This is a genomic window from Meishania litoralis (assembly GCF_042611095.1).
Lineage (GTDB): Bacteria > Bacteroidota > Bacteroidia > Flavobacteriales > Flavobacteriaceae > Meishania > Meishania litoralis.
This window is the reverse complement of the sequence record NZ_JBHFPV010000001.1, coordinates 1,712,958-1,729,411: the sequence shown is the minus strand read 5'-3', so window position 1 is coordinate 1,729,411 and position 16,454 is coordinate 1,712,958. Positions and strand designations below refer to the sequence as shown.

Sequence of the window (16,454 nt, the reverse complement as noted above, 5' to 3'; positions counted from 1 at the left end):
CCGTCACTGAACGAAAGTAAAAATAAAAAAGGACTATGAGCACCAAAACCGCTACTTACATACCTTATAAAGTAAGAGATATCTCGCTTGCCGACTGGGGAAGAAAGGAAATCGAATTGGCCGAGGCCGAAATGCCAGGGTTAATGTCGCTTCGTGAAGAGTACAAAAATGAACAACCTTTGAAAGGCGCGCGAATAGCGGGATGTCTGCATATGACCATTCAGACAGCTGTTCTTATAGAAACTTTGGTGGCTTTGGGGGCAGAGGTCACCTGGAGTTCATGCAACATATTTTCGACCCAGGACCATGCCGCTGCAGCCATAGCCGCTGCAGGTATTCCGGTTTATGCTTGGAAAGGGATGACCGAGGAAGAATTCAACTGGTGTATCGAGCAAACTTTGTTCTTTGGTGAAGAAAGAGAGCCTTTGAACATGATCTTGGACGATGGTGGTGATCTGACCAATATGGTTTTGGATGAATACCCTGAATTGGCAGCGGCCATTAAAGGACTGTCTGAAGAAACTACCACGGGTGTTCACCGTTTGTACGAACGCGTTAAAAAAGGAACGCTTCCTATGCCAGCGATAAACGTGAACGATTCGGTCACGAAATCAAAATTCGACAATAAGTATGGGTGCCGCGAAAGTGCCGTCGATGCTATTCGACGTGCAACCGATACCATGTTGGCAGGCAAGAGAGTCGTAGTAGCCGGCTACGGTGATGTCGGCAAAGGTTCGGCGGCTTCCTTTAAAGGAGCCGGTGCCATTGTCACCGTTACCGAGATAGATCCAATCTGTGCCCTACAAGCCTGTATGGACGGGTTCGAGGTCAAAAAACTTGAAACTGTCGTAGGCAATGCCGATGTAGTAATTACCACTACCGGGAACAAAGACATTATTAGGGCCGAACATTTCAAGGCCATGAAAGATAAGGCCATCGTCTGCAACATCGGTCATTTCGACAATGAAATCGATATGGCCTGGTTGAACAAAAATTATGGCGATACCAAAGATGAGATCAAACCTCAGGTCGATAAGTATACCCTTGACGGTAAAGACATTATCGTTCTGGCCGAAGGTAGGCTGGTCAATTTAGGTTGTGCCACCGGTCATCCAAGTTTTGTAATGAGCAACTCGTTCACCAACCAGACTTTGGCTCAAATCGAACTTTGGAAGAACAGTGCCAATTATGACAACGATGTATATATGCTACCTAAGCATTTAGATGAAAAAGTTGCCAAACTACACTTGTCACGATTGGGCGCCGAATTGACCGAATTGCGTCAAGATCAAGCCGAATATATAGGGGTAACGGTCGAAGGGCCTTATAAGCCGGAGTATTATAGATACTAATAATCAGGTATGCCTTCATAACGGAGGTGATTCAAAAAACAAAAACCTTGCATCTTCAATGCAAGGTTTTTTACGTTTATGTCGGTTTCGCTAATTCTTGAACGATTAGTCCCCAACAAATACAATCTGAAAACAAGAGATAACGTCGGCGTTATTCTTTAATGTAGAAGATAGGCCTATAATATGTTCAAGCGCTCCTTTTTCAAGTACATATTCAAAAGGCTTAGCCGAATTCTCATTACTGGGTGACATAGTATATGAAAATCGTACTATGGTTTTTAAACCAGTCTGTCTTATGACGTTGAAATCAGCAAAAAGGTTGGTGATAAAGTCCGATGTGTTGTCTAAAGAAACAAGACCATCCATTAAATAATTACGATAAATTATAGGTCTATCCAAACCATTATTATCTAGATTTTCCATGGCCCTATTACCATAATTCTGTAATTCATTGAACGACAATCTTTCAAAATTGTTCATACTTGTTTCAAAGACCAAATACGATCCTTGCCCAAAATTGATGGTTTTTTGATCTCCATGACAAAAAAGGGATGCCAATTCTTGGTCTATTTCAATTAATTTACGGGAAAGAATCGAGACTTCACTTTCGGGCGTACCTTCTCCACCCTTCGGTTCACGAACTTCGACTTCGACAACTTCTTGAATATAAACCGCATCATCAAGCAGGTCGGCATCATTGGCGCAACCAAAAAAGAATACGATGAGAAATAGTGGGGTGTATTTCATCATTTCTTTTTGATAAAACGTTAATTTTTAAGCATATACCATAAGAATGGCAAAAGCATGGCATACAAGATATCTACGTAAATCTAACGATATTTGGATCGAGAAAGTATATTTGTCAAAATAAAAAAGCCCTTTCAATATTGAAAGGGCTTTTTTACTAAACGGTATTTTTTTAAGCCTCGAACGGCTCAACGGAAACATAAGATTTTCCACCGGCCTTCTTTTCGAATTTTACAAGTCCGTCAACACTTGCGTGCAATGTATGGTCTTTGCTAGCATATACATTCTCACCCGGATTGTGTTTTGTTCCTCGTTGTCTCACGATGATATTTCCCGCAACGGCTTTTTGTCCACCAAAAATCTTAACGCCGAGTCGTTTCGATTCTGATTCCCTTCCGTTCTTAGAACTACCTACACCTTTTTTGTGTGCCATGATATATCTGTTTAACCCCGAACCGTTTCAGGGACTGATTATTAAATTTACTTATGCTTTACCCCCGTCTAATTCGTCTTGCCATTTTTTAAGCTCGTCCCACTTACCGTCAGCTGCAAGTTTTGCTTGCTTTGGCCATGTATCGGTAACATGGTTTCCACGCACATCGGCAATGATTTCAGAAATTTCGGCCGGATTTGTCTTTGATAAATCGGCAAAAGTCGCAATACCGGCAGCAATCAAGGTTTCTGCAATTTTAGGTCCGATTCCTTCAATTTTTTTGAGGTCATCAGCTTTGACAGTCGCCTTTTTAGGCGCTGCTTTTTTTGGTTCTGCCTTTGTTTCCGTCTTTTTCGGAGCTGCCTTCTTTGGTTCTGCCTTTGCTTCTGGGGCCGCTACCTTTTCGGTAGGCTTTGCCTCTTCTTTAGGAGCTGCTTTTTTAGCCCCTTTGGCAATAATGCTCTCAACAACGATTTCAGTCAACGATTGACGGTGCCCATTTTTTACCTTGTAACCTTTACGTCTTTTCTTTTTGAAGACGATTACTTTGTCACCCCTAAGGTGCTTGATGACTTTGGCCTCTACTGCGGCTCCGTCTATGGCCGGGGCGCCAACCGTAATGTTCTTGCCGTCGTCCAAAAGAAGTACATTGTCAAAAGTTACCTTTTTACCCTCTTCTGTCTGTAAGCGATGAACATACACTTTTTGGTCTTTCGCAACTTTGAATTGCTGCCCTGCCATCTCTACAATTGCATACATAGCGTGTATATTTATTTAATTTATTACCTATTTTTTCAATAAGCGGATGCAAATATACTGCTTAATGCTTAATGCACAAGCGATTTCTAGAGTTTTTAGACCTATTTATTACGAAGATTATTGCTCTTCTTGAAAAGCTGCATAAAGGTGAGCGTCAAGACCAAGGTGGTGGCAAAACCCATTATAAAAACGGTAGCGAAAACAATGGCCTCAAAACTTTGATAGTCATTTGCCCACTGTGCCGAAAGTTTCTCAAGAAACCCAACGTTGAGTTCGGTGGAATATAAGGCAAAGAAAAGCGTAAAAATAAAAGTGGCCACCCCACCTGTCACCATGCCGGTAACAAATCCTTTTCCATAATTAAAACCCTTTTCATCCTTCCCCTTGAGAATTTTTATCGCTTCATAAATTCCAAATCCGGTTATGACCGCATTGAACAGACTATAAAAAACGTTGGTGTGGGCATCAAAAAGAGAAAGAATCAAGAAGTAGGCTATAAGACAGCCGCTAGTGGCAATTCCGAACCGTATGGGCAATGCAAACTCTTTCATCCCTTCAAATTAAGCAAAAACCAAGAGTATTACAAATAGGTAGCATCTCAGCTAAGAGAAAGTCCAAAAAAAATAATGAACCCATGTGATAATAGTTCGCAAGGAACATTAAAAGGTTCGGATTGAATATCACCAAGGTATCCTGAAATGCCTAAAATACACTCCGAATGGCATTCGACATGATTTTAACTTCTAGTTCTTAAGTGCATTTTTTATCTTTGTAATGTACAACCTTCGCATACTAATTGTTCTTAATTCCAAATGTCATATTCCTGGATAATGATGCAAAAAAGCATATTTATAATTTGCCTATTGGCCTTTGTACTGATAATCTCATCTTGTAAAGACGAAGAAAAAAAGGCCGAGACATTGTCAAACACTCAATTGAAAGAAATCATAGCCATTCATGACGAGGTCATGCCCAAAATGAGTCGTTTTGGCAAATTGGTAAGCGAACTCAGTTCAAAAGAAGACAGTACTGAAATGGGTCTGAAATATAGGGAGGCGCGCGAAGATCTACAAACGGCGCACAAAGCCATGATGGATTGGATGAAGGACTTCGGAAATAAATTCCACTATGAAGAAATACATAAGGGCAAGGCACTTTCTGAAGAAAAACAAAAATTGCTTGACGCCGAGGAAAAGAAAATCAAGGAAGTGGCCGATGCAATCAATTCAAGTCTTGAAAAAGCCGAAAATCTTCTCAAATAATCGTAAGCTACTTCTTCCAGCTTAGACTTTCCATAATCTTGCGGATATCATTTTGAAGGTACTCGGCCGCGGGATAAATGGAATCGTAGTTCGGTCTTGCATAAAAATACAACGAGCCGGTCACAAAATGTTCGGTACTATCGGTGACATAGAACTGAGCCTGTGAGGCGGCATCACCGGTGACCTTATAGAACATGCCATATACTTCGTCTTCGACATTAATGAAAGGTTGTTCCGATATGCCGTCAGCCTTTATAGAATGTTCGTAAGAAAGTTTTTGAGCATCCGAGAGCAACTTTTCAAGGTTGTCATCGACCCTTTTATAATTGATGAAGATCGAGCCTTTCATCAGCGGATAGTCAAGTTCCATGGAACTGCTCGTCCGGTTTTTAAGATGCGCCATTTCATTGTACCGGAACCGAAAGTGGTCGGTCTGCAGCTCGCCCATTTTCGGTTGCGGATACTCTAGTCGCAACATTGCCTTCGGCTTGGGAAGAAGCTCGTCTTTACAGCCCATAAAAACGAACACACCTATCAACAAACCAACGGTTAATCTATTATACATGGGGCAGGGTTACTTTAATTTGTTTTATTCTTTTTTTATCGATACTCTCGATTAAAAATTGGTACTGGTCGAATGCGACCTTATCTCCTTTTTTGGGGAAGCCTCCCGAAATTTCCAAAACAAAACCGGCAATCGTTTCCGACTCCCCTTTTTTTACTTCGAACGGCTCTTCATCCTCGATCTTAGCGACGCGATAGAAATCCTTTAACGTCGTTTTTCCTTCGAAAACATAGTTGAAATCGTCAAGCTTCGAGTAAACTAGGTCTTCATCGTCAAATTCATCGCTGATATCACCTACGATTTCCTCTATGATATCGTTCAATGTCACAAGGCCAGAGGTGCCACCATACTCATCTACGACGATGGCCAAATGGTTTTTCTTGTCCTGAAACTCCAACAAGAGGTCGTCAAGCTTTTTGTTTTCGGGCACAAAATAAGGTTCACGTATAAGTGACATCCAGTTGAAGGTCTTTCTATCAATATAGGGCAAAAGGTCTTTCACATAAAGCACCCCGCTCACATTGTCCATATTCTTCGAAAAAACGGGGATCCTTGAATAACCATTCTTCTTGATCTCAAGCAATACCTCGGGAAATTTCATGTCCTCATCAAGGGCGAACATATCGATACGTGGCCTCATTACTTGTTTGGTGTCGGTATTTCCGAAAGAAACGATACCTTCCAAAATCTTTTGTTCCTGCTTTGTAGTATCACCATCGGAAGTCAACTCCAAGGCCTGAGAAAGATGATCTACGCTAAGGTTCGATTTTTCCTTTCCCAATTTATCGAACATAAAAATTGTACCAGAACGCATGGGCAGGCTCAATGGTGAAAATAGAAAATCAAGAACTTTCATCGGATAGGCCATAAAGTGGGCAAAAGCTACTTGATTTCTGTTCGCGTAAACCTTCGGCAGTATTTCACCGAACATCAATATCAAAAAAGTGGCAACTATCACTTCTAGAAGAAATCGTATCGAAACAAAGCCGAAAAGCCGATAATCGATACCCGAAAAAAGTGTGTCGCCGATTACGCTGAACAACAGTACGATGCCAATATTTATAGCATTGTTGGCTATTAAAATGGTCGCCAGTAATTTCTTGGGCCGTTCCAAGAGCTTGACTATTATCGAACCCCTTGAGGTCTTTGACTCGGCAATCTCGTTGATTTCGGTGGCAGAAAGTCCGAAAAAGGCCACTTCGGCACCTGAAATCAATGCAGAACACACAAGTAATAAAAATAGTACAACAACTTTAAGTGCGATGGCACCGTCGAACGCAATAAAATTGAGGAGCAAACTAACGGGGTCAGAATCCAAAGGTTACGGTTTTTATTTGACTAGAACGGCAGGTCGTCTTCGTGTTCAGGTTCTAACAACGCAGAGGTTTCTTGGGCCTTTTGCCCTACTTGGGCGGCCGAAGTATTTTGGTTCTGGGGCATTGACCCCCCTTGTGCGTTCGCCATACTTTCCTTTTTGGTGGAAAGAAAGGTAAAATCTTGAACATGCACTTCGGTAGTGTATCGGGTATTGCCGTCTTCACCTTGCCATTGGCGGTTCTTTAATCGACCCTCAACATAGATCTTATCTCCCTTACTAAGGTATTTTTCACAAATTTCAGCGGCCTTGTTGCGAACCACTATATTGTGCCACTCGGTATTGGTGACCTTTTCACCGGTCTGTCTGTTGGTGTATGTTTCGTTGGTGGCAATCGGAAATCGCCCAATCGACCCTCCTCCTTCGAAATAGTGCATTTTTACCTCATCTCCTAAATGCCCTATCAACATAACCTTGTTCAATGTTCCGCTCATAACAATAATTTCTAGCCGTTAAAAATACGAATTTTTGAACGTATTCAAGAAATCGGCTATCAAAACAGGAACGGGATATTTTTCGATTTCGACAAAATCGATTCCATCGTCAAATTCATCGCTTATCTCCATAATCCAAAAGGTCGTATATAAATGTTGATGTGACAATTTATGAACTATTGGGCCGTCATTATATTTACGTACGTTAATATTTCCTTTAACCGAAACGATGTCGGCTGCATGGATCTCAACTTTTTGGGTGTCGATTACCGAGCCGGATTCAAATAGTGGAAATTCCCAGAGATGCCGCCAAATGCCCTTATCCCTTCGCTGCCTCAAAATGGTTTTTCCATTAGGACTGATCGGAACCAAATAATTAAAAAATCGCTTTCGTACCTTGGTCTTACCCTTTTTGACCGGCAGTATGGCCACCCTTTGTTCTTGAAATGCCTTACAACCATCATTAAGGGGGCAATGCATGCAATCAGGATTTTTAGGAACGCACTGAATGGCCCCGAATTCCATGATCCCCTGATTATAATCCCTAATGTCGTCGACGGCCATAATCTCTGTGGCAAGTTGCTTAAAATATTTGATGCCTTCAGTACTGTTGATTGCAAGGTCAACCCCAAAATACCTCGCCAGAACCCTAAATACATTTCCATCCACCACGGGTCGCGGTTCATCAAAACATATTGAGGCTATGGCACTTGCCGTATAATCGCCCACACCCTTCAATCTTAATAGTTCTTTATAAGTTTTTGGAAAAATGCCACCATAATCTTGAGCGATGATTTTGGCCGTGGCATGTAGGTTTCGAGCCCGCGAATAATACCCCAGGCCCTGCCACATTTTCAAAACTTCTTCCTCCGAGGCTTCTGCCAGATCAAAAATCGAAGGAAATTTCTCAATGAACCTGTAATAATAAGGGACTCCCTGAACAACCCGGGTCTGTTGCAATATTATCTCGGAAAGCCAAATTTTATAAGCGTCTTTCGTGCCTCGCCAAGGCAAGTCCCTTTTGTACTTATAATACCAAAGTAAGATTTTACGTGAAAACGACATTGGCAAGATCAGTGAAGTGCGAAAGTAAAGTATTAAAAGTTGAATTCGTCTTAAAATTAGTCCTTTACGGAAAAAGATTGAATTAAATTTATATATTTGCATCCCTAAAAAACACACAGAAAATCTAATTATTCAAGATGACGAAAGCGGAAATTGTATCTAAGATCTCAGATAAACTGGGAATAGAAAAAGGAGATGTACAGGCTACGGTTGAATCCTTTATGGAAGAAGTAAAGACCTCTCTTGAGGGCGGTGACAATGTATATCTTCGTGGTTTTGGAAGTTTTATCATTAAGACCAGGGCCGAAAAGACCGGAAGGAATATTTCTAAGAATACTACCATTAAGATTCCGGCACACAATATTCCCGCTTTTAAACCGGCAAAGGTTTTTGTAGAAGGTGTTAAGAGCAATGTACAGGTAAAATAAATTATAGTAATCGTTAAAGAAAGACTTTATGCCGAGTGGTAAAAAAAGAAAAAGACATAAGGTAGCTACCCATAAGCGCAAAAAGCGCAGAAGAGCTAACCGCCACAAGAAAAAGTAGTTCAAAACTATTTTTTCACTTTAATACGTTCATTGACATAGAAATTCCGTAGTGGATTTCGGCAGGTTCACAAACCTGTTTCAACCATTGTTTAATCTATTTGATCCGTCAAAAGACGGACAGATACAAATACATTCAGGTGAATAGAGAATTAATCGTAAGATCTAGTTCCGATGCCGTGGATTTTGCACTGTTAAAGGATGGAAAACTCACTGAATTGCACAAAGAAGAAGACAATAACGACTTTTCTGTCGGCGATATATTTTTGGCGAAAGTTCGTAAACCCGTTACGGGACTGAACGCCGCCTTCGTGAACGTTGGTTATGAAAAAGATGCTTTTTTGCATTACCATGACCTCGGCCCGCAGCTCTCTTCAATGCTTAAATTCATAAAACAAGTGAGTTCGGGAAAGTTGAGAGACTACTCGTTAAAAAACTTTCCGTTTGACAAAGATATTGACAAACACGGTGTGATAACCGATGTCATTAAGGCCAATCAATCATTGTTGGTCCAGATTGTCAAAGAACCCATATCTACCAAGGGGCCAAGAATAAGTTCAGAGCTTTCGTTAGCCGGACGATATTTGGTCATGGTACCTTTCTCTGACCGTGTTTCGGTCTCCCAAAAAATAGGGAGCAATAAAGAGAAAGATAGGCTCAAAAGGCTCGTCAAGAGCATTAAGCCCGCAGGGTTCGGGGTTATTATCAGGACAGTTGCAGAGGGCAAAAAAGTCGCGGAACTTGACAAAGATCTAGAAAACTTGTTGGCCAAATGGTCGGCAATGTGCAAAAAATTGTACAAGGCACCAACACCTTCAAAAGTACTTGTCGAACTCAACAGGGCCTCAAGTATACTTAGGGATGTTTTCAACGACTCCTTTACAGGAATCCACGTTGATGACGAAACGCTTTGTACCCAAATTCAAGACTATGTGCAAGAAATTGCGCCGGGCAAAGAGTCCATGGTCAAACTGTATAGATCATCGGTACCGATCTTTGAAAAATTCGGGATCGATCGCCAGATAAAAACATCATTCGGGCGTACCGCTTCGATGAGCAAAGGCGCCTATCTTATCATCGAACATACCGAAGCCTTGCACGTTATCGATGTAAACAGCGGTAACCGTTCGAACAAGGCTAAAAACCAAGAAGATACTGCTTTGGAGGTCAATCTCTTGGCAGCTTCCGAAATAGCAAGACAATTACGTCTTCGCGATATGGGAGGCATCATTGTGGTCGATTTCATAGATATGGTAAAGGCACCGCACAGAAAAAAGTTGTTCGAACATCTTCGCGATGAAATGAAAGATGATCGTGCAAAGCATAAGATATTGCCACCGAGCAAATTCGGACTTATACAGATTACCAGACAACGGGTAAGGCCCGAAATGAATATCAAAACAACCGAGGTGAACCCCAATGGCATCAATGGCCAAGAGGTGGAAGCCCCGATTTCGTTGATTGAAAGAATCAACAATGATTTGGAGAAGCTATTGAAAGGCCCTGCAAAAGATAACAGTATCACCCTAAACTTGCACCCTTTTATTGCGGCCTATCTGACCAAAGGTTTCCCGTCGATTCGCACCAAGTGGTTCTTGGAGCACAAACGATGGATCAAAATACAACCTAGGGATGCCTATACGTATCTCGAATACCGTTTTAAGAACAAAGACGGCAAAACCATTTATTAAGATATCAAAGCGACCTTCTGCTACAGGAGGTCGCTTTTTTTGTTTTTAGGCCCTTCATAACCCAAGCGCTCAAAAGGTTTTTGTATTTTACCATTTTAAAGCCGTACTTCATGAAAAAATACAAAGTAGAATCGTTTCTTCTATATTCAAAACTTACCCTAGACACCAATCACATATTAAAAGACTCTACCGAAAAAATCCAAGAGCTTTTGGATAAAAATAGCAAAGAGGGCTGGACATTGACCTCGACCGACGCATCGAAATTTGGATATGCCATGTACTATTATCTTTATTTTGAGCGAGAAGTTTGAACCTAATACGACCGACCTTAAAATGACCTGCAAAAACTGCAAATCTGAACTTTCTGAAACCTCCAACTTTTGTGATGAATGTGGGGCCAAAGTGGTAAAAAAGCGAATAACGGCAATAGGGTTGCTTTCAGATATAGTCCAAAATGTCTTCGGATGGGACACTAAGTATTTCTTTACCATAAGAACTTTGATAACCGAACCCGGCCTTCTTTTTAAGGAGTATTTAGAAGGAACCCGAAAAAAATATGTAAACCCTTTTACCTTTTTGGTAATAGGTATGACTGTTGCCATACTTACCTTTAACTTTTTTGACGAACAGTTTATCGAGGCCAACAAAGGGGCCCAAAAAGCACAAATGGAATGGATGGCAGAAAAATTGGGAGGTCCGTACGCATCTGGGGAATTTCAGGCTGAACAGCTCGAATCAAGCGAAAAGCAAACAAGGTTCATGCTCAAATACTTCAACATTCTTGTTGTACTATTATTGCCGATTTATTCTTTTTTGGCATTCATTATTTATCGTAGGCCCTATAACTACGGAGAACATATAGTAATCAATAGTTTCATTCAAGGGCTCAGTTTTATTTCGATTTCAATATTGTTCTTAATCAGTCTTGTGACCCATCCCTTATTATATGGCCTAAATTCTTTGTTACTCCTTGTGTTCTATACTTATGCCTATGGAAAGCTCTATAGGCTATCGCTCGGCCAATCTATATTAAAGGTGCTCTTATTCATTGCGATTTTATCCGCATTCACAGTGGCAACGGTAATAGTTGCTTATCTAATCGCAAAATTCGGTTGAAAATGTTTTACACGATTGACTAAGAACCCTCTTTGATCTTATGGCCCGACACTCTAAATTTACGTTTAAGGAAGCCCTCAAAAAACTGGAACGCTATTGCGCCTATCAAGAACGTTGCCACATAGAAGTAAGGAACAAACTATGGGAACTTGGAATTCGAAATGATGAAATCGACCAAATTGTAGTGCACCTCATCAACAACGACTACCTGAACGAAGAACGTTTTGCCAAAACCTTTGTCCATGGTAAGTTCAGTATCAAAAAATGGGGGCGAAATCGTATAATCAATGAACTTGAGCAGCGCAAAATTTCAAAATATAATATAGCATCGGCACTTGAGGAAATTCATGAGGATGCTTACCTCAAATCGTTTCACCTTTTAGCTGAAAAAAAGTGGGAGTCGCTGGCTAGTAACGATCTTCTTAAAAGAAAAAAGAAATTGGCCGACTATCTTTTCTATCGTGGTTGGGAAAGCGATTTGGTGTACGCCAAAATAAACGAGCTTACCAAATAATTCTTAGATTTTGATCGTGCCCGACCTAAAAGTTTCAAAATTTTCATTCGTGACCTGAATGGCTTTCTTGTTCTTTTGATCGATCCATTTTTGCCCTTTTAATTTTCGCATCAGTCCATCATAGTGGCGCATGACCAATACATTATAAAAGGCCGTGCCCAAATTTTTGGGATTTCGTGCAATGGCGCGCAGGCTCATCGAAAACCCAGGGGTCAAGTATTTCATGTAGTGCCAGTACCCTTCTGGCATATATAGCATCTCACCATGTTTCAGTTGTGTTCTGTAACCTGAAGCCCTTTGTAATGCCGGCCATTTTTCATAATCGGGATTCGAAAAATCGATACTTTCATGGGTAATCAACGAATGTGGCACCTTGTATAGGTATTTGGTTTGCGACGGTGAAAACAAGATACACTCCTTTATTCCCTCGAAATGAAAATGAAAAATATTCGCCAAATCGATATCGTAGTGCATGAAGGTATATGAGTTTCTCCCCCCGAAAAACAACATCGGCAGCTTCTTCATCAAGCGAAGGCCAAAATCAGGAAACGTAAAGTCATCTTGAAGTTCAGGTACTTCCTTTAAAATATTCCAGAGAAAAATACGGTATTTGGTAGGTTCAGACTTTAACAAGTCGATATAATCTGACATCTTCATTCGGGCATGGGGCTCATTAAAGCCATCTTCATGGTGAACCGGTCTATCATCATAAAGTGGTACGATTTTTTCACCTCCGACCTGCTTCATATAGTCAAGGTTCCATTTTTGAAAAGCTGGCCAATCTTCGATGGTGCGTTCAATTACTACAGGCTTTTGCGGCCTGAAATAATGTTCCATAAAGTCCTTTTTGGAAATCATGGGTACACGTGGAATATCTTGAAGTCTCAACGGCAACGGGGTTATTTTTCGACCTCAAATTTAAATAACCTTACGAAAATTTATTCTTAAAATTACCCTAATGTAGTACTATTCCCTCGTCTTGATCGTAGTTTTTGCCATTTCATTGCGCGCGATACTATGCGCCGGTCTTGACCATTTCGGCTTTTCGCCCAACGGTTTTAACTCCGAATCTTGGGCTTCGACGGTTTTAGGTTGGGAAATCTTGGTAAATGGCTTCTGTGGGTTCAGACCCAATAGTTTAAACATCTCCATATCGTCGTTCACATCGGGGTTTGGGGTGGTAAGGAGTTTATCACCTGCAAAAATGGAATTGGCCCCGGCAAAGAAACACATGGCCTGCCCTTCCCTGCTCATTTGGGTGCGCCCCGCGGAAAGCCTAACTTGGGTTTCGGGCATTACGATTCTGGTCGTGGCAACCATACGGATCATTTCCCAGATTGAAATCGGTTCTATATTCTCCATAGGTGTGCCTTCCACGGCTACCAAGGCATTAATGGGAACGGACTCTGGCTGCGGATTTAAGGAACTCAGTGCGACCAACATTCCTGCCCTATCTTCCAATTTTTCCCCCATTCCAATGATACCGCCGCTACAAACGGTAACATTACTCTTACGTACATTGTCAATAGTTTTCAAACGGTCCTCAAAAGCGCGTGTAGAGATTACATCTTTATAATAGTCCTCTGAAGTATCCAAGTTGTGGTTATAGGCATATAAACCGGCCTCGGCCAATCTTTTGGCCTGATTTTCGGTAAGCATGCCCAAGGTACAACAGACCTCCATATCCAATTTATTGATGGTCCTCACCATTTCAAGCACTTGGTCGAATTCAGGCCCGTCCTTTACATTACGCCATGCCGCTCCCATACATACCCTGGAACTACCAGAAGCCTTGGCGCGCAGTGCCTGCGCCTTTACATGTGAAACCGTCATCAGGTCATTGGTCTCGATATCGGTATGGTACCTAGCCGCTTGCGGACAGTAACCACAATCTTCGGGGCAACCTCCTGTTTTAATAGAGAGCAATGTGGACACTTGAACCGTATTGGGGTCGTGGCATTTTCTATGCACTGTAGCTGCCTCGTACAGCAGCTCCATTAATGGCTTGTTGTAGATAGCCAGAATTTCCTCCTTGGTCCAATCGTGTCTTGTTTTGCTCATAAGATAGGATTAATGCTTGTTCAAAAATAGGTGATCTAAATTTTACTTCATGACCTGATTATGAAATTTCAGGATGGGACCTTTAAAAGAACACTCACCGCATTGCCCCCGAACCCTACGGCGTTCACCATGACTTTTTTTATCTCGTCGGGGTGCCTGCCATACTTCAAAAAAGGAATGCCTATGAATTTTTGAAACTTCATCATTAATATAGCAAATTCAACACTCAACATACCCGAAGCCCCGAAAGTATGTCCGATTTTCCATTTATTTGTGGTCAAAGCCGGCATCTTTTTTCCGAAAACTTTGTCGATAGCTCTAAATTCAGCCATGTCACCATTTACCGTCCCGGGAGTATGTGTAACGATAACATCTACTTTTTCAGGCTTTATTTTACCCAAGGCCATTTTCATAGATTGCTGAAAACAATCGGCCTCTGTCGAAATCGAAGTGTTGTTATGCAAAACCTCGGTCGCATAACCCATGCCCTCGATTATGGCCAAGGTGTTATCTGAAACTCCCATTTCAAGACATGCGACCGATGCCCCTTCGCCCAAGACCATGCTGTTCCGTTTCTTTTCAAGATCCAAAGACTTACACGGAAAACCATGATTTTCATGAGAATATATCTTCAGCGCTTTCATTTGCGCAATGGTAAATGGCGTTAGGGGAGCCTCACTGCCACCAACAATAAATTTGTCGGCCATACCACTTCTGATCCAGGCGACTCCGTTCAAAAGGGAGTGTAACGAAGTGGAACAGGTAATCGAATGTGATATTTCAGGGCCTTTTGAGCGAAGGTCGTGTGCGACCCAAGATGAGATATTTCCCAAAGTCGTGGTCGGTGATGATAAGGTCGAAGACTTTTTCTTTTGTATAAATTCTTCGTGGTATTTTTCAAAAAGCGAAGTCGCCCCGCGCGAAGAACCGATATTGATGCCGAAATAATCGCTACCCCCCCATTCCACCATATCAAGGGCATTTCTGGAAGCCAAGACCGCAAATAATACCGAATCATCAAGATTCTTGTATCTGGTGTCAGATTTTCTGAGCTTGATTACGGCCTCCCTAGTATTTTTCGATAAAGGGGCTACCCATTCTAAACGGCCGTTAAATATTTTTTGGCCAAAAAATGGTTCCGGGGTTTGGTATCCCGACCATGCTTCATCTAAAGTAGTTCCCAAAGGGGAAATCGATGCTATAGCGGTAATGGAAATCGGTTTGGTCAAAATAGAATTTTGGTTAAATTATCTCCAAAGCACTTTTAATTGTACCATACACTTTTTGAAGCTGTTCATCAGTAATAATATACGGCGGCAAAACGTAGATGGTATTGCCCAGCGGCCTTAAAAAAACCCCATTGTCCATAAAATGCCGAAACAGTTTGTCCCTCAGGTTTCCATAACGTTCAATTTTCAGGTTCAGGTCAAGGGCATAAATAACACCGCATTGACGCGTTCTGGCTATTTTGGGGCTGTCTTTTATTTGCAAATCGAATTGTTGATGTGATTCCATTATCCGATGGATATTTTTTTGCATTTCTTCGGATCTCAATAATTCCAATCCGGCCAATGCCGCTGTACAGGCCAAAGGGTTGGCGGTATAAGTATGCCCGTGAAACAGTCCTTTTTTTAGTTCATCACTATAAAATGCACTGTAGATTTTTTGGGTACAAGTGGTAATGGCCATAGGTACCAACCCGGCGGTCAGGGCTTTTGATAGGCAAACGACATCTGGTTTGGTTTCGACATAGTCGGATGCAAAATAGTTGCCGGTCTTGCCAAAACCTGTCATGACCTCATCGGCAATGGTAACGACATCATTGTATTGAAGCAACTTTAGAACTTTGTTCAAGGCTTCCGCATCATGCATTTTCATTGCCGCCGCACCTTGCACCAATGGTTCGTAGATGAATCCTGCAATATTCTTTTGCTCCATTAACATATTCAAATGTGCAAGAATGTCATCGATATTATCCTTGGTCGGAGCGGGAAATCGTTCCACTTGAATAAAATGTTCTTCGAACGGGCCGTTATAAACCGAGAGGCCCGAAACCGACATGGCGCCAAAAGTATCTCCATGGAATCCATCTTCGAGCGCGAGCATAACGTTTCTTTTTTCACCGCGGTTGAAATGGTATTGCAAGGCCATTTTAATGCCCACTTCGGTAGCCGTGGAGCCATTGTCGGAGAAAAATAGCTTTTGTTGGTTGCCGGGTAATATTTTGACAAGCTCTTCCGATAAGTTGACGGCAGGCTCATGGGTGAACCCACTAAAGACCACCTGATCCAATTGCTTCATCTGGGCGGAAACCTTACTTAAAATATACACGTTGCAATGCCCGTACATGCACGTGTACCATGAGGCAATACCATCGATATATTCGTTGCCGTTCTCATCGAACAACAAAGCCCCTTGGGCCTTAACTATTCCCAACGTTTTAGGATGTAGCTTATGCTGCGTTAAAGGGTGCCACAAATGTTTTTGATCTCTTGCCGAAAGATTTTCCAAGCGCTTCGATTTAAAAATCGGTTC

Annotated in this window: 19 protein-coding genes; 7 read left to right on the top strand and 12 right to left on the bottom strand. The window is 41.7% G+C overall.

What is annotated here, in order from left to right; all coding sequences use genetic code 11:
- The first annotated feature begins 35 nt into the window (after window positions 1–35).
- Window positions 36–1,352, top strand: coding sequence for an adenosylhomocysteinase (gene ahcY, locus ACEZ3G_RS07720; RefSeq protein ID WP_432424865.1), 1,317 nt, complete (start codon window positions 36–38; stop codon window positions 1,350–1,352).
- A 105-nt stretch (window positions 1,353–1,457) separates the two neighbouring features.
- Here ahcY and ACEZ3G_RS07715 read toward each other — a convergent pair whose 3' ends face one another.
- From ACEZ3G_RS07715 to ACEZ3G_RS07700, 4 genes are all read right to left on the bottom strand, one after another.
- The gene (locus tag ACEZ3G_RS07715) at window positions 1,458–2,102 is read right to left on the bottom strand and encodes a DUF4874 domain-containing protein (protein ID WP_432424864.1); all 645 of its coding nucleotides are present in this window, start codon (window positions 2,100–2,102) and stop codon (window positions 1,458–1,460) included.
- Window positions 2,103–2,271: 169 nt separating this feature from the next.
- Window positions 2,272–2,532 carry a 50S ribosomal protein L27 gene (rpmA, locus tag ACEZ3G_RS07710; protein WP_432424863.1) on the bottom strand — a complete coding sequence of 87 codons (261 nt, stop codon included), beginning with the start codon at window positions 2,530–2,532 and terminating at the stop codon, window positions 2,272–2,274.
- A gap of 51 nt (window positions 2,533–2,583) precedes the next feature.
- Window positions 2,584–3,291, bottom strand: a complete 708-nt coding sequence (gene rplU / locus ACEZ3G_RS07705) for a 50S ribosomal protein L21 (protein ID WP_432424862.1) — start codon at window positions 3,289–3,291, stop codon at window positions 2,584–2,586.
- Between the two features lie 101 nt (window positions 3,292–3,392).
- Window positions 3,393–3,842, bottom strand: a complete 450-nt coding sequence (locus ACEZ3G_RS07700; protein WP_432424861.1) for a DUF4199 domain-containing protein — start codon at window positions 3,840–3,842, stop codon at window positions 3,393–3,395.
- A gap of 384 nt (window positions 3,843–4,226) precedes the next feature.
- Here ACEZ3G_RS07700 and ACEZ3G_RS07695 point away from each other — a divergent pair, with 384 nt between their 5' ends.
- The gene (locus ACEZ3G_RS07695; protein ID WP_432424860.1) at window positions 4,227–4,553 is read left to right on the top strand and encodes a hypothetical protein; all 327 of its coding nucleotides are present in this window, start codon (window positions 4,227–4,229) and stop codon (window positions 4,551–4,553) included.
- Window positions 4,554–4,560: 7 nt separating this feature from the next.
- Here the strand turns inward: ACEZ3G_RS07695 and gldD are convergent, their stop codons facing one another.
- Genes gldD through mutY form a run of 4 tightly spaced genes read right to left on the bottom strand, consistent with a single transcriptional unit; the run spans window position 4,561 to window position 7,992 of the window.
- On the bottom strand, window positions 4,561–5,118 hold the full coding sequence (gldD, locus tag ACEZ3G_RS07690) for a gliding motility lipoprotein GldD (RefSeq protein ID WP_432424859.1): 558 nt from the start codon (window positions 5,116–5,118) through the stop codon (window positions 4,561–4,563).
- On the bottom strand, window positions 5,111–6,436 hold the full coding sequence (locus ACEZ3G_RS07685) for a gliding motility-associated protein GldE (protein WP_432424858.1): 1,326 nt from the start codon (window positions 6,434–6,436) through the stop codon (window positions 5,111–5,113). The genes gldD and ACEZ3G_RS07685 overlap by 8 nt, the downstream gene beginning before the upstream one ends.
- A 20-nt stretch (window positions 6,437–6,456) precedes the next feature.
- On the bottom strand, window positions 6,457–6,927 hold the full coding sequence (locus ACEZ3G_RS07680; protein WP_432424857.1) for a single-stranded DNA-binding protein: 471 nt from the start codon (window positions 6,925–6,927) through the stop codon (window positions 6,457–6,459).
- A gap of 18 nt (window positions 6,928–6,945) precedes the next feature.
- Window positions 6,946–7,992, bottom strand: coding sequence for an A/G-specific adenine glycosylase (mutY, locus tag ACEZ3G_RS07675; RefSeq protein ID WP_432424856.1), 1,047 nt, complete (start codon window positions 7,990–7,992; stop codon window positions 6,946–6,948).
- Between the two features lie 137 nt (window positions 7,993–8,129).
- Here mutY and ACEZ3G_RS07670 point away from each other — a divergent pair, with 137 nt between their 5' ends.
- The 5 genes from ACEZ3G_RS07670 (at window position 8,130) to ACEZ3G_RS07650 (ending at window position 11,858) form a co-directional block, all read left to right on the top strand.
- Window positions 8,130–8,420: an HU family DNA-binding protein gene (locus ACEZ3G_RS07670; protein WP_099572450.1), complete on the top strand. Its 291-nt coding sequence runs from the start codon at window positions 8,130–8,132 to the stop codon at window positions 8,418–8,420.
- A 257-nt stretch (window positions 8,421–8,677) separates the two neighbouring features.
- On the top strand, window positions 8,678–10,228 hold the full coding sequence (locus ACEZ3G_RS07665; RefSeq protein ID WP_432424855.1) for an Rne/Rng family ribonuclease: 1,551 nt from the start codon (window positions 8,678–8,680) through the stop codon (window positions 10,226–10,228).
- Window positions 10,229–10,338: 110 nt separating this feature from the next.
- Window positions 10,339–10,539: a DUF4177 domain-containing protein gene (locus tag ACEZ3G_RS07660; protein ID WP_432424854.1), complete on the top strand. Its 201-nt coding sequence runs from the start codon at window positions 10,339–10,341 to the stop codon at window positions 10,537–10,539.
- On the top strand, window positions 10,523–11,344 hold the full coding sequence (locus ACEZ3G_RS07655) for a DUF3667 domain-containing protein (RefSeq protein WP_432424853.1): 822 nt from the start codon (window positions 10,523–10,525) through the stop codon (window positions 11,342–11,344). Before ACEZ3G_RS07660 ends, ACEZ3G_RS07655 begins: the two co-directional genes overlap by 17 nt.
- Before the next feature lie 40 nt (window positions 11,345–11,384).
- Window positions 11,385–11,858, top strand: coding sequence for a regulatory protein RecX (locus tag ACEZ3G_RS07650; RefSeq protein ID WP_432424852.1), 474 nt, complete (start codon window positions 11,385–11,387; stop codon window positions 11,856–11,858).
- 3 nt (window positions 11,859–11,861) lie between these two features.
- Here the strand turns inward: ACEZ3G_RS07650 and ACEZ3G_RS07645 are convergent, their stop codons facing one another.
- The 4 genes from ACEZ3G_RS07645 to bioA all read right to left on the bottom strand — a co-directional run bounded on the left by ACEZ3G_RS07645 (window position 11,862) and on the right by bioA (window position 16,430).
- Entirely contained in the window at window positions 11,862–12,695 is an 834-nt protein-coding gene (locus ACEZ3G_RS07645; protein WP_432424851.1) for a cupin-like domain-containing protein, read from the bottom strand.
- Window positions 12,696–12,824: 129 nt separating this feature from the next.
- Window positions 12,825–13,919 (bottom strand): biotin synthase BioB, encoded by a 1,095-nt coding sequence (gene bioB, locus ACEZ3G_RS07640; protein WP_432424850.1) that lies wholly within the window; start codon window positions 13,917–13,919, stop codon window positions 12,825–12,827.
- 68 nt (window positions 13,920–13,987) lie between these two features.
- Entirely contained in the window at window positions 13,988–15,148 is a 1,161-nt protein-coding gene (locus ACEZ3G_RS07635; RefSeq protein ID WP_432424849.1) for a beta-ketoacyl synthase N-terminal-like domain-containing protein, read from the bottom strand.
- A 13-nt stretch (window positions 15,149–15,161) separates the two neighbouring features.
- A complete protein-coding gene (gene bioA / locus ACEZ3G_RS07630) occupies window positions 15,162–16,430 on the bottom strand; it encodes an adenosylmethionine--8-amino-7-oxononanoate transaminase (protein WP_432424848.1) in 1,269 nt (422 codons plus the stop codon).
- Between the last annotated feature and the right edge of the window lie 24 nt (window positions 16,431–16,454).

Bases quoted from the DNA above. Each gene is read 5' to 3' on its own strand.
- ahcY (WP_432424865.1), top strand. From the start codon at position 36: ATGAGCACCAAAACCGCTACTTACATACCTTATAAAGTAAGAGATATC.
- ACEZ3G_RS07715 (WP_432424864.1), bottom strand. From the start codon at position 2,102: ATGATGAAATACACCCCACTATTTCTCATCGTATTCTTTTTTGGTTGC.
- rpmA (WP_432424863.1), bottom strand. From the start codon at position 2,532: ATGGCACACAAAAAAGGTGTAGGTAGTTCTAAGAACGGAAGGGAATCA.
- rplU (WP_432424862.1), bottom strand. From the start codon at position 3,291: ATGTATGCAATTGTAGAGATGGCAGGGCAGCAATTCAAAGTTGCGAAA.
- ACEZ3G_RS07700 (WP_432424861.1), bottom strand. From the start codon at position 3,842: ATGAAAGAGTTTGCATTGCCCATACGGTTCGGAATTGCCACTAGCGGC.
- gldD (WP_432424859.1), bottom strand. From the start codon at position 5,118: ATGTATAATAGATTAACCGTTGGTTTGTTGATAGGTGTGTTCGTTTTT.
- ACEZ3G_RS07680 (WP_432424857.1), bottom strand. From the start codon at position 6,927: ATGAGCGGAACATTGAACAAGGTTATGTTGATAGGGCATTTAGGAGAT.
- mutY (WP_432424856.1), bottom strand. From the start codon at position 7,992: ATGTCGTTTTCACGTAAAATCTTACTTTGGTATTATAAGTACAAAAGG.
- ACEZ3G_RS07670 (WP_099572450.1), top strand. From the start codon at position 8,130: ATGACGAAAGCGGAAATTGTATCTAAGATCTCAGATAAACTGGGAATA.
- ACEZ3G_RS07660 (WP_432424854.1), top strand. From the start codon at position 10,339: ATGAAAAAATACAAAGTAGAATCGTTTCTTCTATATTCAAAACTTACC.
- ACEZ3G_RS07650 (WP_432424852.1), top strand. From the start codon at position 11,385: ATGGCCCGACACTCTAAATTTACGTTTAAGGAAGCCCTCAAAAAACTG.
- ACEZ3G_RS07645 (WP_432424851.1), bottom strand. From the start codon at position 12,695: ATGGAACATTATTTCAGGCCGCAAAAGCCTGTAGTAATTGAACGCACC.
- bioB (WP_432424850.1), bottom strand. From the start codon at position 13,919: ATGAGCAAAACAAGACACGATTGGACCAAGGAGGAAATTCTGGCTATC.